Genomic DNA, 23,018 nt, shown 5'->3' on the forward strand with positions numbered 1-23,018 from the left:
GCTTATTTTTGTTTCGACTTTAATTGCTAGGACGAAACCATAGGCTCCAGAACGGCTTCTGCTTCTTTTTTTCAGAGGAGTGACGCTCGGAGCGGGGAATAAGGAACGTGCCAGGGAGATCGGTATCAAGATTTGTTTCCGTCCTTTCTGCTTCAGGTTCAGCGAGTACGGGAACTTCAAGCGAGGCGGCCGCCTCCACTTGAATCCGCTGGAATGACTCCAATTGCTGCTCCAATTCGACTACACGCTTAGCAAGCAATAGATTCTCATGCTGGAGCTTTCTGATTAGCTCATGCAGAAATTTCAAGGTAAGCTTCGGTTTCTCTGACGGTTCCTCCTTATGGTAATTGGACGATAGCAGCAATTGTAACTCTTCTTCACTGATTACCTGGTGTGCCACGGTACGGCCTCCTTTTTTGGATGGATTTCCTCATTGAAGGGGATATCTTATTCCTCTATGAAAGTACGTCGATAGATGTTTTTTTCATAGATTAACGGATTATAACTAAAATGTCGCTCGAAAATCGTTGTCGTTTTCTAACTATTAATGATGAAGCTTCGTGTTTCTCATTTCACTTCATAAAGATATACTTTCCATGCGGAATGTTCATGATTGAATGTTTTGCGAAGTAATAGACGGTTAGATGACGCGTTCCGGATGGGTACCGAGGAAAAGATATACTTTCCGCCTAATTTCTTGAAAACATCCGTGTTAAGCTCAAGATTCCGGATTTGTTTTTTTGACGTTTTGCTATAGTCATATTTTTTCCCGAGTTCTGCGACAAATAGATAACATCGTCCGCCCCAAGTATCAAAGTAGGTCTTAAGCTTTTTACTTTTGTCTAATTCCTTGGCAATGATTTCTCTAAACGTATGTTTGTACGACAGTGAATAAAAGTTATTGTAGGTATCCAAGGTATAAAAGCCGTTATACTGCGCTATTGCCGGATGCAAGCCGATACTGGCCACACGATACGACGCTTTAGGCTCTCCAATATATTCTCCGATCTCCTGAAATTGTTCTTCGGCATAAAATTGCCGAAATGAAGGCTTGTTTGCAGAGCGATACATAATTTCTTCGTTATAGGCAAATAGCAAAATAATCTGTCCGGCGACTGCTAATTTTGTTAATAATCTTCCCTTGCTCCCCCCTTTGCGCCAAAGCAGGACACATCCTGCAGCAAACCCCATATAAATGACTAGCGGTCTAAGAAAGTGAAACCGGGCAAAGTTAAACGTAGTTAATAGCTCGAATTGTTCTTTTAAAGGCTGCCAGACAGTATGGAACCAAAATGCATACCATGTTGAAAGCGCAACATTAAGTACGAAGAGAATGATAAATAAACGAGACGTTGAATCCTTTCTCCATTGTTGGTTTACTATGCAGAAGTAAACAGTAAGAACCATAAGCGGAAGTATGATCCAGGTATGAACGGTGCCTACATGATGATGCCCAAATATGAAATTTTTGACGGTCAATCGAGCACATTGCCATACGTTCAATCGGGACGAGACGAATTCATTCCGGTTTGTCGGTGTATTCGTTATCACAAGAGAAGCAAGAAGGCGATATTCGATAGCGAGATAAACGAGACCCATAAGGAAGACGCTTCCCAAAAATGGCAGGTTCCATCGTTTGTTCATGATGGTATCCCATACCCAGACCAAAGCAATGGCTGTCTGGAAAAAGAAAAAACCAAGAACCAGACTGGAGTAGAAGGGGAGAGCTATTATAATGAACCATTCTTTCCAGGTCCAACTCCCCTTCCGGATGTTGAGGAAAGCCCATAATGCTAAGGGTTGTCCAAGAGTACTGAGCATTCCCGAAGGCCAGAACGGTGTTAATGCAAAGGTAAGGGCAACGCCGACGCGAATCCAAGTCGCATCCGAATCTGGAACAAGGTGATCTTTTAATAGTAAATACATACCAAGGAAGGCGAAAACTCTAGTGATGGTTTGGCTCCATGCATAGGCTGCCATCGCTGGAAAAAATGCATGCAAAACGACGATTCCGCTAAATTCTGTTCCCATGGCGTTTCGCTGTAAGCCATTAATTACTTGCGGAATTACCGCTGATATCGAGCCAAACCATTCGCCGCTTTGGATCAGAACTTTGTACCAGACAATATTAGAATCCAAATTATCATGAACCCGGATATGTGCATCTTGCCCCAAAATAAACAAAGGGGACAGATAGATGATCATAACGACAACGGCAGTCCATAATGACTTTTGTTCAAAGGAAGAAATTCGCATTCGATAACTCCTGATCCCCAAAATATGATGAATAATTGTGCCCACGTAGTTATCATGAGGATTCAGGTCAACGGTTATGCATCTGACGAGTTAGATTATGTATACTTAGGAAACTTGAGGTAAACCATAATTTTATTCGATTATTAAGATAATTCTGTGCGGGGGAAACGATGAAATTAATAGCCTATTTTAAGCATTCGATAGATCAATATGTTTATTTCATTGTTGTGACTATGTTAATTTGGGCTAAAACCTACATTGTGCAGCGCTTCGGTTTTGACCTTCCGGTAGAAGGCTGGTATCAGGAGTTCATACTGTTAATAAATCCTGTAAGCTCTATTCTGCTTGCGCTTTGTTTTGGTATGTTTTTTTTCAAAGGACATTCGCACGCGGCAGTTATCGTAATCAGTGCTGCATCATCGTTCATATTGTTTGCAAACCTGCTATATTATCGTTGTTTTAATGATTTTATTACCATACCTGCTTGGGAACAGTTCAAACTTATCGGGGATTTGTGGAGCAGTATCTTTGCCCTTTTTCGTCCGGTTGACCTTCTGGTATTTACCGATACGCTTTTCTTCATCTTTATGATATTCGTAAAAAAATACCGGGCTCAGGCATTCAATCCTATTCAAATGATTTCGGTCATTCATTTTTCATTTTTACTTTTTATTGTTAATTTGTTAATGGCGGAGCATGTTCGGCCTGAGTTGTTAACCCGCACGTTTGACCGAAATATTGTTGTAAAAAGCATTGGCACTTACAACTATCACGTATATGATGCTGTGATGAACTTCAAGATGGAATCCAAAAAAGTATTCGCAAGAAAAGACGATTTAGCTGCCATTGAAAATTTCATGCTGCAATTGCCCAAAGATATAATGGATCCGAATACGTTTGGGATAGCCAAAGGGCGCAATGTTTTTCTAATTTCCTTGGAATCTCTGCAAAGTTTCGTTATCAATCGGCAGGTATCCGGCCAAGAAATCACTCCTTTTTTAAACACCTTACTTAAAGACAGCTTTTATTTTGAGAACTTCTATCATCAAACCGGACAAGGAAAAACTTCAGATGCCGAATTCGCTGTCGACACCTCCTTATATCCGCTTCCGAGAGGTGCCGTTTTCTTTTCGCATCCACGGAATACTTATCGTACCGTACCGAACATCGTGAAGGAGCACGGTTATTACCCTGTGGTGTTTCACGCCAATCACCAGTCATTCTGGAATCGTAACCAGATGTATCCGAACATGGGATATGAGAAATTTTTTGCTTCTGGCGATTATTCAATTACTGCAGAGAACTCGGTCGGATGGGGTCTGAAGGACATTCCGTTCTTCGAGCAGTCCATAGAGAAAATCCGTTCACTTCCGCAACCTTTTTACTGCAAGCTGGTCACATTAACGAACCATTATCCTTTCGATCTTAAAGAAGAGGACCGGATGATCCCGGAATTTACATCGAAATCAGCAACGGTAAATCGTTATATTCCGACTGTCCGTTATATGGACGAGGCACTGAAGCATTTCTTTGAAAGGGTCAAAGCCATAGGGGCATATGAGCATTCCATTTTTATCCTTTATGGTGACCATAACGGCATTTCGAAAAAACACAGTAAAGCAATGGCCCAATTACTCGGCAAAGAAAAAAAGACAGCGCTTGATCAAATACAGCTTGAACGGGTACCGCTAATTATTCATATTCCCGGCGTAGCAGGAAAAAAAATCAATACGGTCGGAGGGCAAGTTGATTTGAAGCCAACCATTCTTCATCTTCTAGGTATCGAAACAAAGCAAGAGCCTGATTTCGGCAATGATCTATTTGCCGTGAACAAGCCTGAATTTGTTGTACTTAGAAACGGCAACTTTGTGACGGACAAGTATGTATACACCAAGAATGGATGCTACGACAAATCGACGGCTGAAAAAATAGACATAGAAGTGTGTAAAAATTACAAGGAAAATGCAGTTAATTCCCTGAAATTTTCCGATGACATCATTTACGGGGACTTACTTCGCTTCCTCAACTTTAAGGCGAAAAGTTAAGAAGGGGGAATGAATAGAGGCTGTCTCAAATAGAAAAAAAAGGATGTCCCGCCGTCTTCTTAGGCTTTGCGGGACATCCTTTTAATATCTTAATAAGCTAGAGCGAACAGACCGTGAATATGGGACAGATAGCGAACGTTGCTCGCTTCTTTCATAAGTGAGGCCGGTAAGCCTTTGAGCTGCGTGTTATTGCCGCCGATCGTGCCTATGCCGTCTTTACGGCCCAAGCTGCCGAGTGTTCCAGAGAATACAGGTGTGAATTTGTCCATAACGCCGCCCTTGATCTGAACGGATAAGTTATAACCGACCGTTTCGCCCATTTGCCAAGCAAGTTGGGCAGTTGGCGGATACGGGCGTTCGCTGCCTTCCGGGAACACAACCGCGCAGTCGCCTGCAAGGAAGATATCGGAATGAGATGTGGATTGCAGCGTCGGTTTCACTGTTGCGCGCCCGCGGTCCTCAGCGATGCCGCAGCTTCCGACAACAGGGTTTCCTTTGACGCCGCCCGTCCAGATGATGGTGTTCGACTCGATCGTTTGTCCGCTTTTCAGCGAAACGGAGTTTTTCGTAGCTTCTGTAATCGCAACGCCCGTAAGGAACGTTACGCCGCGCTTTTCAAGGCTCGTCATTGCACGCTCAATGAGCACTTTAGGGAATACCGGAAGAATAGCCGGTCCTGCTTCTACACAGTAGATCGAAATATCGCCAAAATCAATACCTTTGCTGCGGCAAACTTCAGGCAGTTTATCCGCAAATTCGCCGACAAGCTCAACCCCGGTCAAACCGCCGCCGCCTACAACGATCGTTGCATCCGCTTTGTTGCCCGAAGCTTTGTAAGCGTCCAGACGAGCTTCTACATGCTCGCGAATCCGGTTTGCATCAGCAGCAGATTTGAGCACGAAGCTGTTCTCTTCCAATCCTGGAATGCCGAAATAGTTCGTTTCGCTGCCAAGCGCAACGACAAGCGCATCATAGGCGCGGGTAGTGCCGCCGCCTAACACGACTTGTTTTTCATTCGGATTTATTTCTTTAACCGTATCGACAAGGATATTCACGTCTTTGTCGCCAAGCAATTTATGTAGAGGAAGCGCAACGGCTTTCTCCTTGATCGTGCCGCCAGCCAAACGGTGAAGTTCCGTAATAATTTGGTGTGTTGGAAAACGGTTGATGACCGTTATGCTTGCTTCCGCTGCCGTCAGGTGCTTTCGCGCTGTCAGCGCGGTCAGAAGACCGCCGTAACCGCCGCCAAGAATGAGTATTTGTTTCGACATCGTTAACATCTCCTTGCCTGTATTAATTTTTGCGTTCAGCGAGTACGTTCAAGAATGCTTGAGCGAAACGAAGCGTCTTCTGCACTTCAGGATCTTTCAGCATTTTAAGAATTCCGAAAAGACCGATGGTCGTTCCGGCCTCTGCCTGCGAACGTTCGCCGGCCTCGATCGCTGCCGCGGCGATGTCTTTTGCTTTTTCTTGCACCGGTTTGACGAATTCGCCAATGCCTTGGGCAAAATCGTTGATCAGTACTTTGTCTGTGGCAACGTTCTGCGCGAAATCATAGGCTTTAGTCAACAATGTCACCATTTCCGCCAATTTAGGCAGATTATCGACCAGTACAGTCAAAGATTGCTGTACCTCAGGCTTCAGCAATTGCTCAAGTATATCTAACGATTTTGGTTCCGCGGCAAGCGTCGCCGCCACTTCTTGAACAGCAGGTGTCTGTGTCATCTGAAAATCCTCCTTTGCGCTATAAAAAAAATCGGGTGCAGTCGCGATTGTGTTACGAACGAAAGACGTTATTCCCTAAAGATTGTAACTTTTTTCACATAAGAAAACGTCCGGCAACAATGACACAATTGGATTTGAACCTCATTCATCTATTCTACACCTTTTGACAGCAAATTTATAAAAGAAAATATTTCAAATTCATGAATAATTAATCTGAGGATGAAACCAAATTTTATGAAAATCGAGCCAGCCGTAAGCGTTAATGCTCACGCCGCGAACCGATTTATGGAACGCGGTGTTGCTCTTTGTGTGGACAAGGAACAGGACAGCATGCTTTTGCCTGACCAAATCCTCCAGCATCCCCAGTTTGCTCTGGCGCTCCTTCTCATCGGGTTCCCGAAATATGGCATGCATAGTTCTCTTCACGTTAGCTGCAAGCTGTTCGTCAAATGCCGATAAGAAAAAATTTCTCTGGGCATATACCTCTAATTCACGAACTTCGTCGTTATTAAGTACATAACCAAACAATTGACCATCGTGCTCCGGCAAAGCAGCTGAATGGTTCAAATCAGCAAGCTCCATCTTCATATAGGTTTCCACATGGATGCCGAACGATCTGCAGCGCTCCTCAATCCAAGCCGCTTCCTCCTGGTGATAGTAGTTCGTGGCCAAGCGGAATGTTTCGCCGTTATAGCCGCTTGCATCCAGCAGTGCCATGATTTCATCATGGTCTAAGGGGGGATCCTCAGCCGTATTCCCGGAAGCGGGCAGCAGAGGACGGAAGCCGCACCCCGGATAGATCAGGTTATCTCCCAAATCGGCAATCATCTGCTGCCGGTCAAGAATATGATGCATCGCTTGGCGGAATTTGTAATGATTCTGCGGACCCGTCTTCCATTGGTTAAAGACAAGCAGACTGCAGCAGGAGAATAAATTCTCCATTTCATGCCAGTCATCATCCTGACGGATGCTGGATTTCTTCAGCATATGGGTTGCATCGCCGTCCCCTGACATAACGGACGTCCAGTCGGGTTCCTTAAGACGGCCGGTCTCCTCCTTGGGGAAGATGAGCACCTCGACACGATCCAGATGCGGCCTGCCGCGAAAATGCAGAGGAAAGGCTTCAAGAACACAAATTCCTTCACTTAGGCGCACCAAACGGAAGGGCCCTGTCCCTACCGGATTTTTGGCAAAATCCGCTTCGCTTTTACTTCCGATATCTTCTGGCACGATACTGGCCGGAATTGCGCACAGAAACCGCAGGAATAAATAATTCGGCTCCTTGAGGCGGATCCGAACGGTTTTATGATCCATGGCCTCGATCCGTTCAATGTCTTGAAACATCCAACCAGCCTCATAGTGTTCCGGCTTCATGCGAAGTCGTTGAATGGAATAAACGACATCATCAGCCGTCAGTTCCCGGCCGTGATGGAACATCACCCCTTTTTTCAAATGCAACGTCCATTCCAACGCATTACGGTCACTTTCCCATGAGTGCGCGATGCAAGGAATAATCGTTCGACTCTCGGGATCGTATTCCACGAGCGTATTGAATATTTGCCCTGTCATGTGGAAGTCGAAAGCGTAATAAACCAAACCGGGGTCCAGGGTGAAAATGTTTCGGTACGCGGGGAACCGCAGCGTATCTTGCGGCATATTCGAAATGGTTTGCGTTGAGAAGCCCATTCCCTCAGAGAGCCAGTCCATCACTTGGTCTTTGACGGCAGTCCCCCCGTACCGGTTCATGAGCTCCATCGCTTCCTTGATATCGCCTCTCCCCATCCGGTTCTTGACTTCTTCCAAAAGGATGTCATCAGCATCCGTCAGCAGCGTCATCACCGAGGTATGACCTCGGCCCTGTCCGGCTTGCCATCCGATCCAGCTTAATTCGCAAAGCTTACGGACGATTAATTTCGCGTAACGGGGCGAACAGTGCCAGATACCTGTAAGCTTTTCAACGGTAACTGGAAAAGGGGTATTCATGGCTTGATCGGCAAAAGATAAGCGAAGCTCCAAAAAATGATGTGTAGTTTGCATAATGAGCCTCATCTCCTTCCGTAAAAGGTGAAGTGATTTACTCAAATCATACACTTTTCATCCCCTTTTGGATAGGTATACTTAAGACATTGAATCTTTTCCGCTAATGATAACTAGATAGAAAGTTGAGGACACATGTATGAAAATAAACGCAAAAAGACGAATGAGACTACCGGCCTTTCATCCGGTTGCATGGGGGGTCATCATCGGAACCTTTTTATCACGTACCGGCTTTTTTATGACTTTGCCGTTTTTGGGCATTTATTTGGGTAAAGTCAAAGGCATCGATCCCGCCACGATCGGGGCGATTTTAGCGGTCAGCTTGTTCGCTGGGACATTATGCAGCTTTGTCGGAGGGGCGCTATCCGACCGGCTTGGGAGATACTTGGTTATGATTGCATCCATGGCGCTATGGAGTCTGGTTCTCGCAGGGTTTGCTTTTGCGAATGCTACGTGGATGTTTTTTGTATTGAGCGGATTAAACGGCCTCTGCCGCAGTATTTTCGAACCGACCGCAAGAGCTTTGCTGGCGGATGTCACGCCCGCTGAGCAGCGTTCGGATGTGTTTAACGCGAGATATTTTGCCATTAACATTGGGGGAGCCATAGGACCGTTAGTGGGATTGAAGCTTGGCGCAGGGGGGGCTTCATCATTTTTACCGTTCATGGTGAGTGCGGGAATCTTCGCTGTTTACGCGGTTGTCTTAGTGTTTTTCATGATTGCCTTTAATCAACAGCTTCCGGAAAAGTCGGCGCCTGTTGCTATGAGGAAAATGGTGCAAATCGTGTTTACGGACAAAGTGTTCCTATACTTCCTTTTAGGGAATGTATTCGTGGCGGGGGCTTATTCCCATCTGGATTCCACTTTATCGCAATATATTGGACATGACCGGGTAGAGGCTTATTCCTTCTTGTTCGTCGTGAATACATTATCGGTACTTGTCTTTCAATATCCGCTTGCAAAACTGATGAAGCGCTTTTCATCGCTAACCGCATTGAAGGCAGGGTGTCTGTTGTTCGGGCTGGGGCTGTTCGGATTCGGCGTCTTTCACAATATCTTTATGCTGTCCTTATCGATGGTGATCTTTACGATCGGTGAAATATTGTGCTTTGTGATCGGCGATGTGCTTATCGGCGAAATTGCGCCGGAACATCTAAGAGGCGCTTATTATGGCGCCAGCGGGTTCGCCTTTATCGGGCAAAGCGCCTGTGCTTGGCTGGGGGGAATCTTGCTGAATGTATTCGGGTTCGGTCAAGGGCCGCTCATATTCGGGATTCTGATGCTGTTGACCTTCCTTGCATTTCCATTTTTTCATCGAGGCCAGCAATTGCGCGGGCAGCAGCATCGGGTTGAAAGAACTAGCGGCGTGGTTGCGTAAGTTCAGTTACAGCTAACTATAATAATGGGGAATGGGTGATTTGATGAGCAGCAACATTCAAGATTTTCATAATCTTCATCATGGAGATGACATATTATTTATCGGCAATGCTTGGGATTTGCTCTCCGCGTTGTCTCTTGAAAAAGCCGGATTTCAAGCACTTGGGACGACAAGCTGGGGAATTGCCAGGACACTGGGCTACTCAGACGGTGAAAAGATTGATTTTAATATTCATCTGGGCATAATTAAAAGTATTGTCGATCATGTGAAAATTCCAGTTTCCGCCGATATCGAGTCAGGTTATGGGGATACCCAAACAGCCATCATAGAAAATGTGTTGAGAACGGCAGATTTGGGTGTTGCCGGTATCAATATCGAGGACTCTCTCAAAAAACAAACAGGCTTAAGAGAGTTATCCGGTCATTGCGAGTTGTTGTCAAAAATAAGGGCAGCATTAGAGAATCGTGGTTATAACAATTTTTATATAAACGCTAGGATCGATACGTACTTTCAAATTCAGGATCCTTTTGCTGAAACCATCAGCAGGGCAAAGGCTTATGTCGAAAGTGGAGCAAGCGGCATTTTTGTTCCCGGATTAAAAGAAGAAGAGGAGATTAAGGCGGTTGCGGAGCAAGTTAATGCTCCATTGAATGTCCTATCATTGCCTGGACTAACCAATGTGAAGAAGCTTAATGAGCTAGGCGTGAAACGGTTTAGCTTTGGAAATGCATTTTCCGACAAGGTTGCAGCTTTTATGGAAGAGAGCGCAGCTGAGCTTTATGAGGTGAGGGATACCGCTTTTTTATACGAGTAACTTGCAAAAAGCCCCGGTATGGGGCTTTTTGCTGTTTTTTTAACATTATAGAATTTATGAATTTCCGGGGTTGTCGTAGAGGAAATTGTTTCGTTAATGTGGGCATTTGTGTCGTTGGATTTAAGAGAAGAAATCTAACGACATAAAAGTGCCTACATAGTACTTAATCAACACAAGTGATCCGGTATTACAGAATAGACAACCTTCACTGAAAAACTGGAGGATGCGGCACACGGCTACAACTCCAGTGATGCATACTGCGGTCTGGCGCCGGCGAAAAGGAGTCAGATTAAGTCTGAAAGGGGACGTTACTCGAACGTGGCTCCCGTCCGATCGAGCCGTTCCCCGCGACGGCGTTCCACGCGCTTACGAAATCCTGTTGCCGTAATGGTTGCTCCTAGGACGGTACCCGCAACCGGCACGATCAGAGCGGATCGGAAGCCGTCCAACATGGCTTGGGGGGATCCATCTGTTCCAGTGGAGATAACGCTGACGGCGGTCACAACCGCGAGACCAAGTGCCGCGCCGAACTGGATAGATGTGCTAAGAATGCCGCTCGCAAGTCCTTGTTCTTCTTCTGCGATGCCGTCTGTGGCCGCAATGGTGAGCGGCCCGTAGGTCAGTGCAAAAGCGATACCAGTGAGAATCATGGTCGGAAACATAGCTGCATACGTCCAGTCGAGATCAACCGGCAGGAATAAAGCGTAGGATACGGCGGCGATAGAAAATCCTCCGAAAATGACCCGGGTGTAGCCGAATCGGTTTACGAGACGAGGCGTAACCGTCGGAGCAAGCACGGCGTCGATGCCGATCGCCAAGAGCGCAAGCCCGGTCTCGAGAGCCGACCAACCGCGAAGCTCTTGAAGATAAAGTACTGCGATAAACTGGAATCCGAAGAAGGATCCGGCTAACAATAGAGCCCCCAGGTTGGCACGTACGAGCGCACCCGATCGGAGAATGCCGAGCCGCATAAGCGGCGAAGCAGAACGACGTTCGATGGCAATGAATGCGATCATAAGGACGAGACTGGCGGCAGCCGTTCCGATCGTCCAGACCCATTTCGTTTCCGGTGCATTGATTACCGCAGAAACGAGTAGGAGCATCGCCCCTGTCACGCTGACCGCTCCGGCGAGGTCGAAGCCATGCGACGAACGTTCCGGACGTCCCGAATAAGGGATAAGACGTATCCCGGCCAGCAGAATGATCAGTGCCAAAGCGACCGGAGCGAAAAATACCCACCTCCAATCGACTGCGGTTAACAAACCGCCAACGACGAGACCGAGCGAGAAGCCTGCAGCCGCCGTCCCCGCATAGACGAGCAGAGCTTTATTGCGCGACGGTCCTTCGGGAAAACTGGTCGTGATGATGGATAAACCGGCCGGCGTCATGAAGGCGGCGGCGACCCCCGTTACGAACCGCGAGAGGATCAGGATCCATCCTTCGGTCGCCATCCCGCCGAGTCCGGAGAAGAGAAGGAACACCAAAAGCCATCCCAGGAACATCCGCCGCCGGCCAAGCAAATCGGCGGCACGCCCCCCTAGCAGCATGAAGCCGCCGTAACCAAGCACATAGGCGCTTGCGACCCAACTTAGCTCGCCGGTGGTCATGTTCAGTTCGTCGCGGATCGACGGCAGCGCGACGCCCATCATCGACACGTCGATCCCTTCGAGAAATATCGCCCCGCAAAGTACGAGCAACAACCCCCATGAAATTTTAACGTCCGCATTTCGAAGTGCGCTTGAATTATTGCTTATCATTCGAAGACATCCCCTTTCATTTCACGATACCGAAAACCAAGGTCATAAGCTTGCGCCAACAGCCGTTCATGCAAACCCGGCCTTGCATCCAAAGTATTGTATAAGATCTCGACTTTGGAGACAGGGATGCCGGCGTAAGAGGCCATTCCCACATTGAGCTGACGCTTGAGCATATCGTCGTAATGTCTCTTCTCGAAATGTTCGCGGGAAGCGCCTGCGAGACCGAGCCAAAGCACCCGCTCATGGTGAAGTTTGCCGGAACCGTAGGCAATGCCGTCGTTCCATACGCGATCGATATATCCTTTCAGCATGGCCGGCATGTTGTACCACCAAATCGGGAAAACATAGGCCAGCGCTTCGTGCTTCATCATTCTCGCGATTTCAGCCTCTACCTCGGGAGAATACATTTTGCGTGTAGACGAGAATACGGGCTCATCCGCTTCCCTCAGAGCGGGATCGAAGCCGATGCTATACAAATCGAGCAACTCCGCTCGATGTCCGGCATCTTGAAGACCTTGCGCGAAGCGGTCCGCAACCGCAAAAGTGAACGAATTCGTTCTTGGGTGACTTGCGACTATAAGTACATTCATAACGTTTCCCAACCTCCAATGATTATTTTGTGGCATGTGGTGATTATGTACCCTATAATGGGAATTGAAAAGAACGCACTTTATTGTGCCATTAACACCAAAAAGTTATATAGGCACTAAAAAGTATCTAAGAACACAATGAATGACACGTTTATCGACGGGAGGAGATAACAAATGGAAGCCCAGCCGAAACGCACGTACAATATGCCGGCAGAAGCAACTATCGAAGTTATAGGGGGCAAATGGAAAATGCTGATTCTATGCCACTTGTCCTATAGCTCCAAACGAACGAGCGAGCTTAAGAAAGCTATGCCTGGTATTACGCAAAAAATGTTGACGCAGCAATTGCGGGAATTGGAAGACGACGGAATTATTATCCGGACGGTCTACAATCAAGTACCGCCGAAAGTGGTCTATGAACTGAGTGAAATCGGAGAGACACTGAAAGCGGTATTGGACCAACTGTGCGAGTGGGGGGAAAAGTTCATTCAGGGCCAGTTTCACCGGGGAAAGAATTAATCATGATCGATACTGAAATAACGGTTGCTGCGGCAGCCGTTTTTTATTTTCTCCATTCTCTCTCTGTCGATGAAGGTGATTTTCAAACAGGTACTTCTCGGTACCTATATAACTTTTTGGTGCTAACAGCACAATAAAGTGCGTACTTCTCAAATCGAATTTCATACATTAGAGTTTGATTCGAAAGTCATTTTCTTAACTATTCAAGGAGGATTCATATGAACAAGTACGCTGGAAAAAAAGCCGTCGTCACAGGCGGTACCCATGGTATGGGATTAGCGATTGTCAAGGCGCTTTTGGAAGGAGGGGCTGAAGTCGTGCTTACGTAGGAATGAGCAGAACATTGATAATGCCCGGACCGAGCTCCAATCGGAAGCGGCGCATGTCGTTCGCTCCGATGCGGCGAACATGGCCGACATCGAAGCTCTCGGTGGGATCGTCGAGAAAAAACTGGGCCATATCGACTACGTGTTCGTCAATCACGGCATCGCAGAAATCAACCTGCTTGAGCAGGTGACCGAGGCATCCTGGGATAGGCACTTTAATATCAACACCAAGGGAGCGTTCTTCACGATTCAGCGGCTTGCTCCCCTTATTAAGGATGGCGGCGCGATTGTCTTCACTACAGTTGCCAATGATAGGATTTTCCCTGGAATAGCTGCATATTCCGGATCGAAGGAGGCTGTAGGTGCTATTGCTCAGGTGCTCGCTGCCGAGTTTCTGCCAAGGAAGATCCGAGTGAATTCCGTGGCCCCCGGCTACATTGATACCCCGACCATGGGTGTACCAGGCTTGACAGAAGAAGAACGAGCCGAGTTTATGAAGCAGGGCGACGAAATTACTCCGCTCAAGCGGCACGGTTCGGTCGGGGAGGTTGCCGCCGCCGCCTTGTTTTTGGCCGCCGATGCGACCTTCACCACCGGTGTCGAATTGCCTGTTGATGGTGGATTTGCACAAGGCCTATAGCAACCATTAAGTTGTGTTTAGGATCAAGGTCACAATAAGAGCAGAGTTTCAAAAATTGCAAAGTAGCACAGTTCGCTGAGAAATCTTAGGCGACGGGATCATTCTGCTAGCTGATGAGACGACTTGGTGTTAGGCGTATTGAAGCAATCGGTTTGGTCAACTCATCGATCGTAAAAAGATTCGCACCGCCCTCCTGATAAGATTCTTTCGATCCATAAGTGGAGATCGCAAGTCCGATCTCTTTGCCATGCATTTTATCACCACCCGGACCATACGCCCAGCCGTATTGCAGCACGGAATCAAACCATTTTTTCAATAATGGCGGTGTACTATACCAATAGAACGGATATTGCAAAATGCTGCGGTCATGCGCTTCCAACAGCGCTTGCTCCCGGGCGAGATCAATCACTTCGTTCGGATAAGCTTGATATAATTGGTGAATTGTTATGTTGCTGTGCTACTGTAATTCTTGGACCCACGCCTTATTGATGCGGGATTCGTTAATATTTGGTTGTGTCACAATAACTAATGTTTTCATATGGATTACCCCTTAATTTTGGATTTGTCGGTTGGTGAAAAAAGGAACCCTCTTCATATAAACAACGTCGATTTTCTCGTAAAGAGGTCCGTTTTGTTCACTGGCACGTTTGAGCTTTATCCATTCCGGATCATGATGAAATTTCTCAAAGCGCCATGCTTTGCAAATATTTGCAGCGTACGATCTCTAAATCTTGCTTGGATCTCTTGCATCTTGCCAGGATGTATATGGTAGATTCTAAGTTCGTATAGCATATTTCACCTCCATGTCAGCCTCCTTGAAACTGTGTATTGTGGTCCACATGACTAATCATACGTAATTAGCTAATTAAATGTAAGTATTCACTTTTACGTTCAATACTTACTAGAACGAAAGTATGGGCATGGTACGAATGAAAAAAAGTGGCAGTCTAGAACGAAGTTTCATGTTCTAGACTGCCACTTATTATTTTAGCTCCTATAGTACCTCCTTTGCGTCCTCGACTACGGGTTGTAATTCATTCAGATCAACGGAAATGAATTGCATACCCCACTGTATCAGATGTTCGACCGCCGGTCGTAAACCTTCATCTAATGGAGTTAACTCGTATTCAACCTTCGGCGGGACTACCGGATAGACTTGTCTTTGGAAAAATTGCTAATGGCAACGGCATTTTTGAATATGCTCTCTATCCTGTTTTTTGCAGCAACCGCTGCGCTTTCCTTGCGCATTTTAATTGTTAGCATCTCGCTCTTTGGGGTTTTTCTTGGTTTATCGCTGCCTTTGCAAACAACGCTTCTCGCTAATGTTCTGCCGCAACATCGCGCTACATCAACAGGCGTATACAATTTCTTTCGTTACTTTTGGATGACAATCGGTCCGGTCGTAGGGACGTTATTTTACCGCTACGGTTTCCAACTGGAGTTTTATGCTTGCGTGATCATTTTCGCATGTGCACTCTTATTCATTTATCGCCAATTTTTTTTTCAAAGAAGGTGCGTTGAATGATAACAAGCCTTCAAAACCACAGTCGAAGTGGAGTTGAAGGCTTGTTTGCCGGTCACTTATTTTACTTTCGTTTTATTAGACTTCATCTCCACTTTGTAATCGTAGGAGACACTTCCGTTTTTGCCTTCTGGTGCGGCATAGGTGGTCATCATGAGAATCCTGTCATACTGTGAGCTATGAAGCATCTCGCGCAGGTCGATCCGGTCTTGTTCGGACATATTGAGCAGATCAGGGAAACGAATAACGTTCAGATGGTTATCTTTGCCGTTCGCTTGACCCTTTTTGTAGCCGATGAATTGGACCTGGTAGTTGATATATTCTTGAATTGCTTGCTCTAAGCTTAAGAAGCCGGATGTTGATGTCATGGGATCAATGGTACTGCCGTTTAGCTTCAGATTGGAGATATACCAACCTGATTCCGTAGTGCCCCAATCCGTCATATAACGGAAGCCTAAGAGTACTTTCTGTCCGGAATACTGGCTTAGATCAAATGTTTCTGTTTTCCACCCATTGGAATTTCCTGTAAAACCCGGGAGATTCTCTTTGATTTTCGGATAGCCATTATCCACGATGTCGCTGCGAGTATCGCTATTAGCCAAAGAAGTCCAAGTTTTACCGCTGTCAGTAGAGACTTGGACGCTTCCGAAGTCCCATTGCTCCTCGATATTGTAGCTCGTATCAAATGATAGCGATGCCTGCGTCAGATTCGTCAGATCAAGCTCTTTAATTAAGAAATTATCGGCTTGATCACCGGTATTGCCCCAGAGAACAGTTCCCCGTTCAGAATCTTGAGCCGTTGTCCAATTCGTTCCGAGGAAGTCGAGCCCTTTAAAATAAAGGTGGTCGATTTTATTGTCCGGCACTATGGTTTTGAAGTCAGTGCCCCATGCCGGTGCAGTGTTATCGGCGAGCACGGAACTTTCCACGTTCGCATGAAGATCGATAGCATCGAAATTGTACGTTTTGCTGTCGCCCTTATAGGTACCGTCGAGCAGGACAGCTGTCATGTAATCGGCATAAACTTGATCGAACGTTTTGCCTGCACCGACTTTGGCCAATGCGGCGTTAATGCTGTCGATGCCATGCTTTTGACTAGTAAATTCTTCTTGGATAAAAGCTTCGCCGTATTTTTCATACAGATACAGCTGGAACAAATAGGCGTTTCCGTAATCGCCGAGAATCTGCAGGTCCGTTTGATCCCCCCATAGGGTAAGTGAATTACGGAGATGATTCATGAAGAAATCGACATGTCCCTGCGAGTGACCATATCCGACCAGATACTGGGCGAAATCCGAAAGCCCTTCGTTAATGAAGTTCTCTTCGCCGGAATCCGAGTCGCGATGCAGCAGATGCTGGAATTCATGGGCAAACGTACCCTCGTACAGATAAGGCTTCGTTGCATTTGGTCCTGTACGATTCAACCAGTCATATGCATCGACCGTCATGATATTCCGATCGGCAAAATCGCTGATCGTTGGAGAGAAATATCCCGCAATATAGCTGGGGTAATTGGAATTATAATAGCTCTGGTCTTTAATGTTATCAATAAGAATAACGGTGCGGCCGCTTTCATCCTTGTACCAGCCGTTATAGCCAGCCTCGCCTTTGCGTTCCTGAGGAGGGCCAAAGAATTCGACTTCCTTTTGATACATCCGGTTATCGAACTCATTCAGCATATATTGAATTTGTTCATCGGTAATTGAAACCATGGAATTACGAGGGTCACCGCTAGGGTATTGGAGGTTATTGGCAACCCACACTTCACCGTAGGTGCCTACCGCTCGTAAAGTGAAATCGGTCAGTGCGTATTTGCCTGTATAATCGTTATTCGTTAGCCATTTCTTCACAATGCCTACATCGGATGCAGCTAACGTTATTCTTGAAGTTGCGCCTGACTCGCCGCTCGCTGCGGCATCACCAGATAAATCGAGTCGGCCAGCAGCTTTCACATCGGCGAGAGACTCAGACCGGAGTTTGGAACCGACATCCTGAACGGATGGATTCGGATTGAAGCTTTTCGATTGTGCCAAAGCGGAAGAGGGGGTGAGAATAGTTCCAGCTAAAAAAATAGATGTAGCAAGGGTAAGTGCTTTTCGACTGCGCATGTGAATAAGTTCCTCCTCTGAAAGAATTGACCATTGTAAGGTTTCCTACATGGATCATCAATCGGCAGAAATCAACAGGCATGTCTTCCGATATTCACATTAAATAACAAAAATAGGAAGCACCGAAAGTGCTTCCTAGCCCAAGTACAAAGAACTACCTCATCTGATAATCGACTTATTATTGGCCGCTTTTACAAGATCAATGATAAACCGCGCACCCCTCGAAGAGTGATACCCGGTTTTCTGATCCGTTTGGACTAATCGTACTTGTCCTCATCGATTCTGATTATATTCTCTATGATCAGTTCTGCTTCGGTTTCGAAGTTCAAATGCAGCGGCGCAGGAAGCTGGTCGAGCAAGATTTGCATTCCGGGCAACCCCATCATTTCCTCCAATGTCTGCGGCTGCTGCTCCAACCCATAAACCCACTCACGGACAGCTTCGATAAAGATGTAAAAAGAGGCTTCAAACTCATTCGCATTTTCTTCCGCTTCATCATTATCCGTGCCCGACATGGAATTCCAGTTTCTTAACATGATATTAAATGCCTGTTCGATCGCGCTATTCATCAGCGTCCTCCTTTCTGCTTGCGGTAATCCTTTGGCGCAACCCCCTTACTTTCACAAAAAATACGGGAAAACGTCTTATAGGAACCATATCCGACCTCATGGGCAATCTCTATCACGCTCATATCCGTAGACACGAGCAGGCTGCAGGCATGCCGGAGACGCAAATCGTGCAGAAAATGGACGAACGTTTGCCCGGTCGTTTGCTTAATGACCTCGCTGATCCGCGAGATGCTCATGGCGAACAGATTCGCCAGATCCGTCAGAGTCAGCTCATCCTGGTAGTTACGATGAATATAGTGAATGATCGGCCAAACCGTGGGACTTCCCTTGGACAATTGGAGCGAATCGCTTCGCTCTTTTTCACCAATACGCCGGTAACGATCGAAATGAACCAGGATTTCTTTCAGTCTGATCTGCAGCATCATTCGCCGATGACGCTCTTCTCCGTTATATTCCCTGAACATGTCCTCGATCAAAAGGTGCATTCGTTCTTGATCCTGTCCCGATAAAATAGCGAATGCCGGCAAAGGGCTCGTATCGTTGATGAGTTCGGCCAAGCTGTCATTCAATCCGGCTTCCATCAGCAAATCCATACTGAACATGCAGTTATATAAGACCAGTGTGCTTCCAGGATCGGTGAACAGCTCGTGAACCTGATAAGGAAGCACGAAAGTGAAAGTGCCCGGACACATCGGATGACGAATGTCGTTGATCGTTTCCGAGCCGCTGCCCTCCACCACATAGGAAAATTCCAAAAAATCGTGACGGTGCGCGCGAAAACCGTTGCTCAGACGATTCTTGCTGAGATGAAGCGGTGAAGCCGTATGCATATTGGGATATGTTTTTAAATAATCGGGAAAGTAGGTCATCCGTTCATTCCTCCGAAAAATTGAGACGATTTTCGAAAAATAGGGAGCGTTTTCATTTATCTTTTATTTTAACATAGAACTCGAACAAGTAGATAAGCTTACTATGTAAGATTTCCTGCGAAAGCAGAAAACTCATTGGAGGAATCAGGATGACAGCTGTAAACAAAATTAGAATCGGAGTCATCGGGGCGGGAAATATCGGCAACGTCCATATGAAGGAATTTTCCAAATTGGCTGATACGTGTGATATTACTACGATCACCGACGCATATTTACCGCTGGCCGAGGCGAGAGCGAAAGAGCACGGCATTGCCAAGGTTGCGGCTACTCCTGAGGAGTTGATACAGAGTCCGGATGTGGATGCGGTCATAATTGGCGTGCCGAACCAGCACCATGCCCCTCTTGCCATACAAGCCATTGAGGCCGGCAAACATGTGCTGTTGGAAAAACCGATGGGCATCAACTCGGAAGCGGCCCGGCATATTTGGAAAGCGAGCGAGGCATCGGATAAAGTCGTGATGATCGGCCACCAAATGCGCTTCGAAGCGGTTCCGATGCAGATCAAAGAGCAAATCGTGCGGGGCGAACTCGGGAACATCTATACGGCCAAAACCGGCTGGTTCCGGCGCAAGGGAATTCCGGGTTGGGGAACATGGTTTACCCGGATGGATCAATCCGGAGGCGGGCCGCTAATTGATATTGGCGTACATATGCTGGATCTGGCCCTGTACTTAATGGGCAATCCTAAGCCGGTATCGGTCTACGGTGCAACTTATGCGGAATTTGGACCTCGTAAGAGAGGGATCGGCAGCTGGGGGAAACCCGACTGGAACGGCATCTACGATGTGGAGGATTTGGCCACGGCCTTGATCAAAATGGACAATGGCAGCACATTAACGCTTGAAGTTAGCTGGGCTGTTCATATGGATACGGACAATACGCCGTTCATCCATTTGATGGGTTCCGAAGGCGGGGCCAGTTATAGAGGCTCGAAAGGCAAGTTGCTTACAGAGAAATTTGACCGCCCGATCGAGACGGAGTTGATCAAGCCTGACAACGACGAAGGTGAGCGTCAACGCTTAAGTCGCCATTTCCTGGCGTGTATCCGAGAAGGTAAGCAGCCGATTACGTCGGCATTAAGCGGATTTACCAACAATCTGGTGTTGGATGCCATTTATGAATCATCAAGAACCGGGAATGAAGTGAAACTGGATTGGAATTTGTAATAAAAAGGAGAGACTACCTATGCTCAAAGGATTAACATATGCGGGAGTCGGCAGCATCGAGAGCGATGAACATTTCATCCGACTAGCATCCCAATACGGCTTTCACGCGGTGGATTTGGACGCTTCCAGGCTAGTGGATGTACATGGCATCAAAGGTGCTCATGAGCTGTTGCAGAACCATGGGGTCGAGATCGGCTCCATCGGCCTGCCGGTAGAATGGAGAACGACGGAGGAGGCGTTCCGCGACGGTTTAGTCAAGCTGGCGCAAAACGCAGCGGCAGCATCAGCATTGGGTTGCACAAGCTGCTGCACTTACATCTTGCCCTCCACAGATCTGAAGGCTGCCCATTTTATGGCGCATGCGACACGCAGATTACGGACTTGCGCGCAAATTCTTGGCGCTTACGGCATACGTCTTGGGCTGGAATTCGTCGGTCCTCACCATCTGCGTACGCGCTGGAAGCATCCGTTCATATGGACGCTTCAAGAAACGCTTGACTGGATCGATACCATCGGTGAGCGCAATGTAGGCTTGCTGTTCGACGCTTACCATTGGTATACGAATGAGCTGACCGCGGCGGATATCGAACGTCTTCGCCCAGAGCAAATCGTCCATGTTCATATCAATGACGCTCCTGATGTACCTGTTCAAGAAGCTCTGGACAACGGGCGTCTATATCCCGGTGAAGGCGTGATTGATCTGGTCGGGTTTCTTGGGGCGCTTCATCGCATCGGCTACAAGGGAGTCGTTGCTCAAGAAATTCTTACTTCAACGCCGCAGGCGGATTCGCCGGAAAGACTGATCGCCCGATCCAAAACAGGGTTCGACAAAGTTTATAACGCTGCCGGTCTATAATGTATGAGCCGTCTTCAAGGGTTATCCTTGGAGATGGCTTTTTATTTTACAGCTTGACATTCAAAACTTAAACTCATATATTTAACCATATGGTTAAATGTGATGACGAGATACTCAACGATGTATTTTCTGTACTTTCGGATCCTACGAGACGAGAAATGATTGCACAGTTAGCCAAAGGCGAGATGACGGTCATGAAATTAGCAGAGCCTTTTCAGATGTCGCTACCCGCGGTGTCCAAGCATCTCAAGGTGCTGGAAAAGGCTGGGTTGGTTTCTGTGCGGAAGGAAGGGAGGTATCGGTATTATTATCTAAATCCTGCAGCTATAGACCGTGCGAGTCAATGGATAACGAATTTACAGCAATTCTGGACTTCACAGTTATTCAGTCTTGAACGCTTTTTGGACCAAAATACGAATGATGATTAAAGGAGAATATGATCATGATCCACATGCAAAACGGCCATTTTACACTTGAACTCAAACATAACTACAAGGCGGGCAGAGAACGGGTATTTCAAGCATGGACGAAGCAAGAGCTGCTGCAACAATGGTGGGGACCTGCAGGCTTTACGACAACGATTGATCGTATGGAAGTTGTTGCTGGAGGCAATTACCGTTTTATTATGCACGCACCGAATGGATCTAATCATATTATCGGCGGCAAGTATATTGAGATTATCCCGAATGAAAAGCTGGTATTTACTTGGAAATGGGAGCATGGTGCAATGGGTGGGGAGCAGGACGAGACACAAGTAACCATTCAATTTTTTGAGCAGGGCACTGGAACTGAACTCGTTATGACACATGAGAACTTTTCGACGAAGGAAGAAGCGGAAAATCACAACAATGGTTGGAGCAGCTCATTGGAAGGCAGCTTCAAGAAATTTTTGGAACAGTAGTGAGGGAATAAGACATGGTGGACGTTGTAACAGAAATCAACATAGCGTGTCCGCGCGAGAAAGTTTCAGCGTATGCGGCCGATCCCGACAAGGCTCCTGAGTGGTATGTCAATATTAAATCGGCGGAGTGGAAAACGGCCAAGCCGTTAGCCGTCGGTTCTCAAATCGCATTCAAAGCGCAATTTCTCGGCAGGGAACTTGCATATATTTACGAGATCGCGGAATATAATCCAGGGAAGAAGCTTGTCATGAGAACAGCGGACGGCCCCTTTCCGATGGAGACGACTTACATTTGGGAAACGATCCGGGGCGACTCGACCCGAATGACATTACGGAACCGGGGAAATCCGTCGGGATTTTCCCGAATATTTGCTCCGTTTATGTCTTCCATGATGAAACGGGCAAATCGGAAAGACTTGAAAAAAATAAAAGAAATTCTTGAAGGAGGACATAACCATGGATAGCCAAACTTACAGCAATCACCGCAGGTTGCACCCCATCTATCACTTTTTCTTAACTTTGGTCCTGCTGGCAACTTTGACCGGAATTGTTGTTCTAGTTATTAGAGAGGGTTTGAGCCTCTCTGCCGTACTATTTTTGCTTATTTTCGTCATTATTGCAGTCAGTTTCTTTTTAGTGAGAGCTTACCCGCTAAAAGCGCAGGACAGAGCTATCAGAGCTGAAGAGAATCTTCGGCATTACGTGCTGACAGGGCAATTGCTGGATTCACGGCTCACCATCTCTCAAATTACCGCTTTGCGTTTTGCGAGCGATGCGGAGTTTCCTGAGTTATGCCGGAAGGCAGCAGCACAAAACTTAAGTCCGAACGCGATTAAGAAGTCGATTAACACCTGGAGAGCCGACAATTATAGAATATAGA

The 23,018-nt window shown here is 46.8% G+C and carries 24 protein-coding genes and 1 pseudogene; 12 read left to right on the plus strand and 13 right to left on the minus strand.

The features are described from left to right. Positions 1–19 precede the first annotated feature (19 nt). Positions 20–400, minus strand: coding sequence for a hypothetical protein (locus ICC18_RS01610; RefSeq protein ID WP_188172632.1), 381 nt, complete (start codon positions 398–400; stop codon positions 20–22). Between the two features lie 167 nt (positions 401–567). After that, a complete protein-coding gene (locus tag ICC18_RS01615) occupies positions 568–2,256 on the minus strand; it encodes a DUF6044 family protein (RefSeq protein WP_188172633.1) in 1,689 nt (562 codons plus the stop codon). 170 nt (positions 2,257–2,426) lie between these two features. On the opposite strand from ICC18_RS01615, the gene ICC18_RS01620 reads away from it, so the two are divergent. Further along, positions 2,427–4,301: an LTA synthase family protein gene (locus tag ICC18_RS01620; RefSeq protein WP_188172634.1), complete on the plus strand. Its 1,875-nt coding sequence runs from the start codon at positions 2,427–2,429 to the stop codon at positions 4,299–4,301. 89 nt (positions 4,302–4,390) lie between these two features. Here the strand turns inward: ICC18_RS01620 and ICC18_RS01625 are convergent, their stop codons facing one another. From ICC18_RS01625 to ICC18_RS01635, 3 genes are all read right to left on the minus strand, one after another. Further along, entirely contained in the window at positions 4,391–5,572 is a 1,182-nt protein-coding gene (locus tag ICC18_RS01625) for an NAD(P)/FAD-dependent oxidoreductase (protein WP_188172635.1), read from the minus strand. Positions 5,573–5,594: 22 nt separating this feature from the next. Then, entirely contained in the window at positions 5,595–6,026 is a 432-nt protein-coding gene (locus ICC18_RS01630) for a helical membrane plugin domain-containing protein (protein WP_188172636.1), read from the minus strand. A 198-nt stretch (positions 6,027–6,224) separates the two neighbouring features. Further along, complete coding sequence (locus ICC18_RS01635; protein WP_188172637.1) at positions 6,225–8,063, minus strand: ABC transporter substrate-binding protein; 1,839 nt, start codon at positions 8,061–8,063, stop codon at positions 6,225–6,227. A 139-nt stretch (positions 8,064–8,202) separates the two neighbouring features. Between ICC18_RS01635 and ICC18_RS01640 the strand changes: the two genes are divergently transcribed. Together ICC18_RS01640 and ICC18_RS01645 are read left to right on the plus strand one after the other, a co-directional pair. Continuing rightward, positions 8,203–9,441 carry an MDR family MFS transporter gene (locus tag ICC18_RS01640; RefSeq protein WP_188172638.1) on the plus strand — a complete coding sequence of 413 codons (1,239 nt, stop codon included), beginning with the start codon at positions 8,203–8,205 and terminating at the stop codon, positions 9,439–9,441. 43 nt (positions 9,442–9,484) lie between these two features. Continuing rightward, positions 9,485–10,255 (plus strand): isocitrate lyase/PEP mutase family protein, encoded by a 771-nt coding sequence (locus tag ICC18_RS01645; protein ID WP_188172639.1) that lies wholly within the window; start codon positions 9,485–9,487, stop codon positions 10,253–10,255. A gap of 308 nt (positions 10,256–10,563) precedes the next feature. Here the strand turns inward: ICC18_RS01645 and ICC18_RS01650 are convergent, their stop codons facing one another. Both ICC18_RS01650 and ICC18_RS01655 read right to left on the minus strand, forming a co-directional pair. Further along, positions 10,564–12,012, minus strand: coding sequence for an MFS transporter (locus ICC18_RS01650; protein WP_188172640.1), 1,449 nt, complete (start codon positions 12,010–12,012; stop codon positions 10,564–10,566). Then, the gene (locus ICC18_RS01655) at positions 12,009–12,602 is read right to left on the minus strand and encodes an NAD(P)H oxidoreductase (RefSeq protein ID WP_188172641.1); all 594 of its coding nucleotides are present in this window, start codon (positions 12,600–12,602) and stop codon (positions 12,009–12,011) included. Before ICC18_RS01655 ends, ICC18_RS01650 begins: the two co-directional genes overlap by 4 nt. Positions 12,603–12,776: 174 nt before the next feature. Between ICC18_RS01655 and ICC18_RS01660 the strand changes: the two genes are divergently transcribed. Next, positions 12,777–13,121, plus strand: a complete 345-nt coding sequence (locus ICC18_RS01660; protein WP_188172642.1) for a winged helix-turn-helix transcriptional regulator — start codon at positions 12,777–12,779, stop codon at positions 13,119–13,121. 282 nt (positions 13,122–13,403) lie between these two features. Beyond that, positions 13,404–14,087 (plus strand): SDR family oxidoreductase, encoded by a 684-nt coding sequence (locus ICC18_RS01665; RefSeq protein WP_223192249.1) that lies wholly within the window; start codon positions 13,404–13,406, stop codon positions 14,085–14,087. Between the two features lie 106 nt (positions 14,088–14,193). On the opposite strand, the gene ICC18_RS01670 is transcribed toward ICC18_RS01665, so the two are convergent. The 3 genes and pseudogenes from ICC18_RS01670 to ICC18_RS01680 all read right to left on the minus strand — a co-directional run. Then, complete coding sequence (locus tag ICC18_RS01670; RefSeq protein ID WP_312029480.1) at positions 14,194–14,535, minus strand: NAD(P)H-dependent oxidoreductase; 342 nt, start codon at positions 14,533–14,535, stop codon at positions 14,194–14,196. Between the two features lie 206 nt (positions 14,536–14,741). After that, positions 14,742–14,879, minus strand: a complete 138-nt coding sequence (locus tag ICC18_RS34695; protein WP_223192250.1) for an NIPSNAP family protein — start codon at positions 14,877–14,879, stop codon at positions 14,742–14,744. Positions 14,880–15,081: 202 nt separating this feature from the next. Further along, positions 15,082–15,246, minus strand: a pseudogene (locus tag ICC18_RS01680) (winged helix-turn-helix transcriptional regulator); the annotation flags it as partial. A gap of 18 nt (positions 15,247–15,264) precedes the next feature. On the opposite strand from ICC18_RS01680, the gene ICC18_RS01685 reads away from it, so the two are divergent. After that, complete coding sequence (locus ICC18_RS01685) at positions 15,265–15,612, plus strand: MFS transporter (protein ID WP_188172643.1); 348 nt, start codon at positions 15,265–15,267, stop codon at positions 15,610–15,612. A 56-nt stretch (positions 15,613–15,668) separates the two neighbouring features. Here ICC18_RS01685 and ICC18_RS01690 read toward each other — a convergent pair whose 3' ends face one another. The 3 genes from ICC18_RS01690 to ICC18_RS01700 form a co-directional block, all read right to left on the minus strand. Continuing rightward, positions 15,669–17,717 carry a choice-of-anchor J domain-containing protein gene (locus tag ICC18_RS01690; RefSeq protein ID WP_188172644.1) on the minus strand — a complete coding sequence of 683 codons (2,049 nt, stop codon included), beginning with the start codon at positions 17,715–17,717 and terminating at the stop codon, positions 15,669–15,671. A gap of 257 nt (positions 17,718–17,974) precedes the next feature. Next, positions 17,975–18,286: a hypothetical protein gene (locus tag ICC18_RS01695; RefSeq protein WP_188172645.1), complete on the minus strand. Its 312-nt coding sequence runs from the start codon at positions 18,284–18,286 to the stop codon at positions 17,975–17,977. Further along, positions 18,286–19,155, minus strand: a complete 870-nt coding sequence (locus tag ICC18_RS01700) for an AraC family transcriptional regulator (protein ID WP_188172646.1) — start codon at positions 19,153–19,155, stop codon at positions 18,286–18,288. The genes ICC18_RS01695 and ICC18_RS01700 overlap by 1 nt, the downstream gene beginning before the upstream one ends. A gap of 149 nt (positions 19,156–19,304) precedes the next feature. Here ICC18_RS01700 and ICC18_RS01705 point away from each other — a divergent pair, with 149 nt between their 5' ends. From ICC18_RS01705 to ICC18_RS01730, 6 genes are all read left to right on the plus strand, one after another. Next, entirely contained in the window at positions 19,305–20,381 is a 1,077-nt protein-coding gene (locus tag ICC18_RS01705; RefSeq protein ID WP_188172647.1) for a Gfo/Idh/MocA family protein, read from the plus strand. 19 nt (positions 20,382–20,400) lie between these two features. After that, on the plus strand, positions 20,401–21,237 hold the full coding sequence (locus tag ICC18_RS01710; RefSeq protein ID WP_188172648.1) for a sugar phosphate isomerase/epimerase family protein: 837 nt from the start codon (positions 20,401–20,403) through the stop codon (positions 21,235–21,237). Between the two features lie 89 nt (positions 21,238–21,326). Next, positions 21,327–21,665 carry an ArsR/SmtB family transcription factor gene (locus ICC18_RS01715; protein WP_188172649.1) on the plus strand — a complete coding sequence of 113 codons (339 nt, stop codon included), beginning with the start codon at positions 21,327–21,329 and terminating at the stop codon, positions 21,663–21,665. 14 nt (positions 21,666–21,679) lie between these two features. Then, positions 21,680–22,138 (plus strand): SRPBCC family protein, encoded by a 459-nt coding sequence (locus ICC18_RS01720; RefSeq protein WP_188172650.1) that lies wholly within the window; start codon positions 21,680–21,682, stop codon positions 22,136–22,138. A 14-nt stretch (positions 22,139–22,152) separates the two neighbouring features. Further along, positions 22,153–22,602: an SRPBCC family protein gene (locus ICC18_RS01725; RefSeq protein ID WP_188172651.1), complete on the plus strand. Its 450-nt coding sequence runs from the start codon at positions 22,153–22,155 to the stop codon at positions 22,600–22,602. Beyond that, positions 22,595–23,017, plus strand: a complete 423-nt coding sequence (locus tag ICC18_RS01730; RefSeq protein WP_188172652.1) for a DUF6526 family protein — start codon at positions 22,595–22,597, stop codon at positions 23,015–23,017. The genes ICC18_RS01725 and ICC18_RS01730 overlap by 8 nt, the downstream gene beginning before the upstream one ends. Position 23,018: the final 1 nt, after the last annotated feature.

Source organism: Paenibacillus sedimenti (assembly GCF_014534655.1).
Taxonomy (GTDB): Bacteria; Bacillota; Bacilli; order Paenibacillales; family NBRC-103111; genus Paenibacillus_E; species Paenibacillus_E sedimenti.

What these genes read in the sequence shown, in the direction of transcription:
- ICC18_RS01715 (WP_188172649.1), top strand. Translation starts at nt 21,327, where the DNA reads ATGGTTAAATGTGATGACGAGATACTCAACGATGTATTTTCTGTACTT.
- ICC18_RS01640 (WP_188172638.1), top strand. Translation starts at nt 8,203, where the DNA reads ATGAAAATAAACGCAAAAAGACGAATGAGACTACCGGCCTTTCATCCG.
- ICC18_RS01625 (WP_188172635.1), bottom strand. Translation starts at nt 5,572, where the DNA reads ATGTCGAAACAAATACTCATTCTTGGCGGCGGTTACGGCGGTCTTCTG.
- ICC18_RS01630 (WP_188172636.1), bottom strand. Translation starts at nt 6,026, where the DNA reads ATGACACAGACACCTGCTGTTCAAGAAGTGGCGGCGACGCTTGCCGCG.
- ICC18_RS01725 (WP_188172651.1), top strand. Translation starts at nt 22,153, where the DNA reads ATGGTGGACGTTGTAACAGAAATCAACATAGCGTGTCCGCGCGAGAAA.
- ICC18_RS01700 (WP_188172646.1), bottom strand. Translation starts at nt 19,155, where the DNA reads ATGACCTACTTTCCCGATTATTTAAAAACATATCCCAATATGCATACG.
- ICC18_RS01720 (WP_188172650.1), top strand. Translation starts at nt 21,680, where the DNA reads ATGATCCACATGCAAAACGGCCATTTTACACTTGAACTCAAACATAAC.
- ICC18_RS01655 (WP_188172641.1), bottom strand. Translation starts at nt 12,602, where the DNA reads ATGAATGTACTTATAGTCGCAAGTCACCCAAGAACGAATTCGTTCACT.
- ICC18_RS01650 (WP_188172640.1), bottom strand. Translation starts at nt 12,012, where the DNA reads ATGATAAGCAATAATTCAAGCGCACTTCGAAATGCGGACGTTAAAATT.
- ICC18_RS01730 (WP_188172652.1), top strand. Translation starts at nt 22,595, where the DNA reads ATGGATAGCCAAACTTACAGCAATCACCGCAGGTTGCACCCCATCTAT.
- ICC18_RS01685 (WP_188172643.1), top strand. Translation starts at nt 15,265, where the DNA reads ATGGCAACGGCATTTTTGAATATGCTCTCTATCCTGTTTTTTGCAGCA.
- ICC18_RS01660 (WP_188172642.1), top strand. Translation starts at nt 12,777, where the DNA reads ATGGAAGCCCAGCCGAAACGCACGTACAATATGCCGGCAGAAGCAACT.
- ICC18_RS01620 (WP_188172634.1), top strand. Translation starts at nt 2,427, where the DNA reads ATGAAATTAATAGCCTATTTTAAGCATTCGATAGATCAATATGTTTAT.
- ICC18_RS01635 (WP_188172637.1), bottom strand. Translation starts at nt 8,063, where the DNA reads ATGCAAACTACACATCATTTTTTGGAGCTTCGCTTATCTTTTGCCGAT.
- ICC18_RS01705 (WP_188172647.1), top strand. Translation starts at nt 19,305, where the DNA reads ATGACAGCTGTAAACAAAATTAGAATCGGAGTCATCGGGGCGGGAAAT.
- ICC18_RS01710 (WP_188172648.1), top strand. Translation starts at nt 20,401, where the DNA reads ATGCTCAAAGGATTAACATATGCGGGAGTCGGCAGCATCGAGAGCGAT.
- ICC18_RS34695 (WP_223192250.1), bottom strand. Translation starts at nt 14,879, where the DNA reads ATGCTATACGAACTTAGAATCTACCATATACATCCTGGCAAGATGCAA.
- ICC18_RS01695 (WP_188172645.1), bottom strand. Translation starts at nt 18,286, where the DNA reads ATGAATAGCGCGATCGAACAGGCATTTAATATCATGTTAAGAAACTGG.
- ICC18_RS01615 (WP_188172633.1), bottom strand. Translation starts at nt 2,256, where the DNA reads ATGCGAATTTCTTCCTTTGAACAAAAGTCATTATGGACTGCCGTTGTC.
- ICC18_RS01690 (WP_188172644.1), bottom strand. Translation starts at nt 17,717, where the DNA reads ATGCGCAGTCGAAAAGCACTTACCCTTGCTACATCTATTTTTTTAGCT.
- ICC18_RS01645 (WP_188172639.1), top strand. Translation starts at nt 9,485, where the DNA reads ATGAGCAGCAACATTCAAGATTTTCATAATCTTCATCATGGAGATGAC.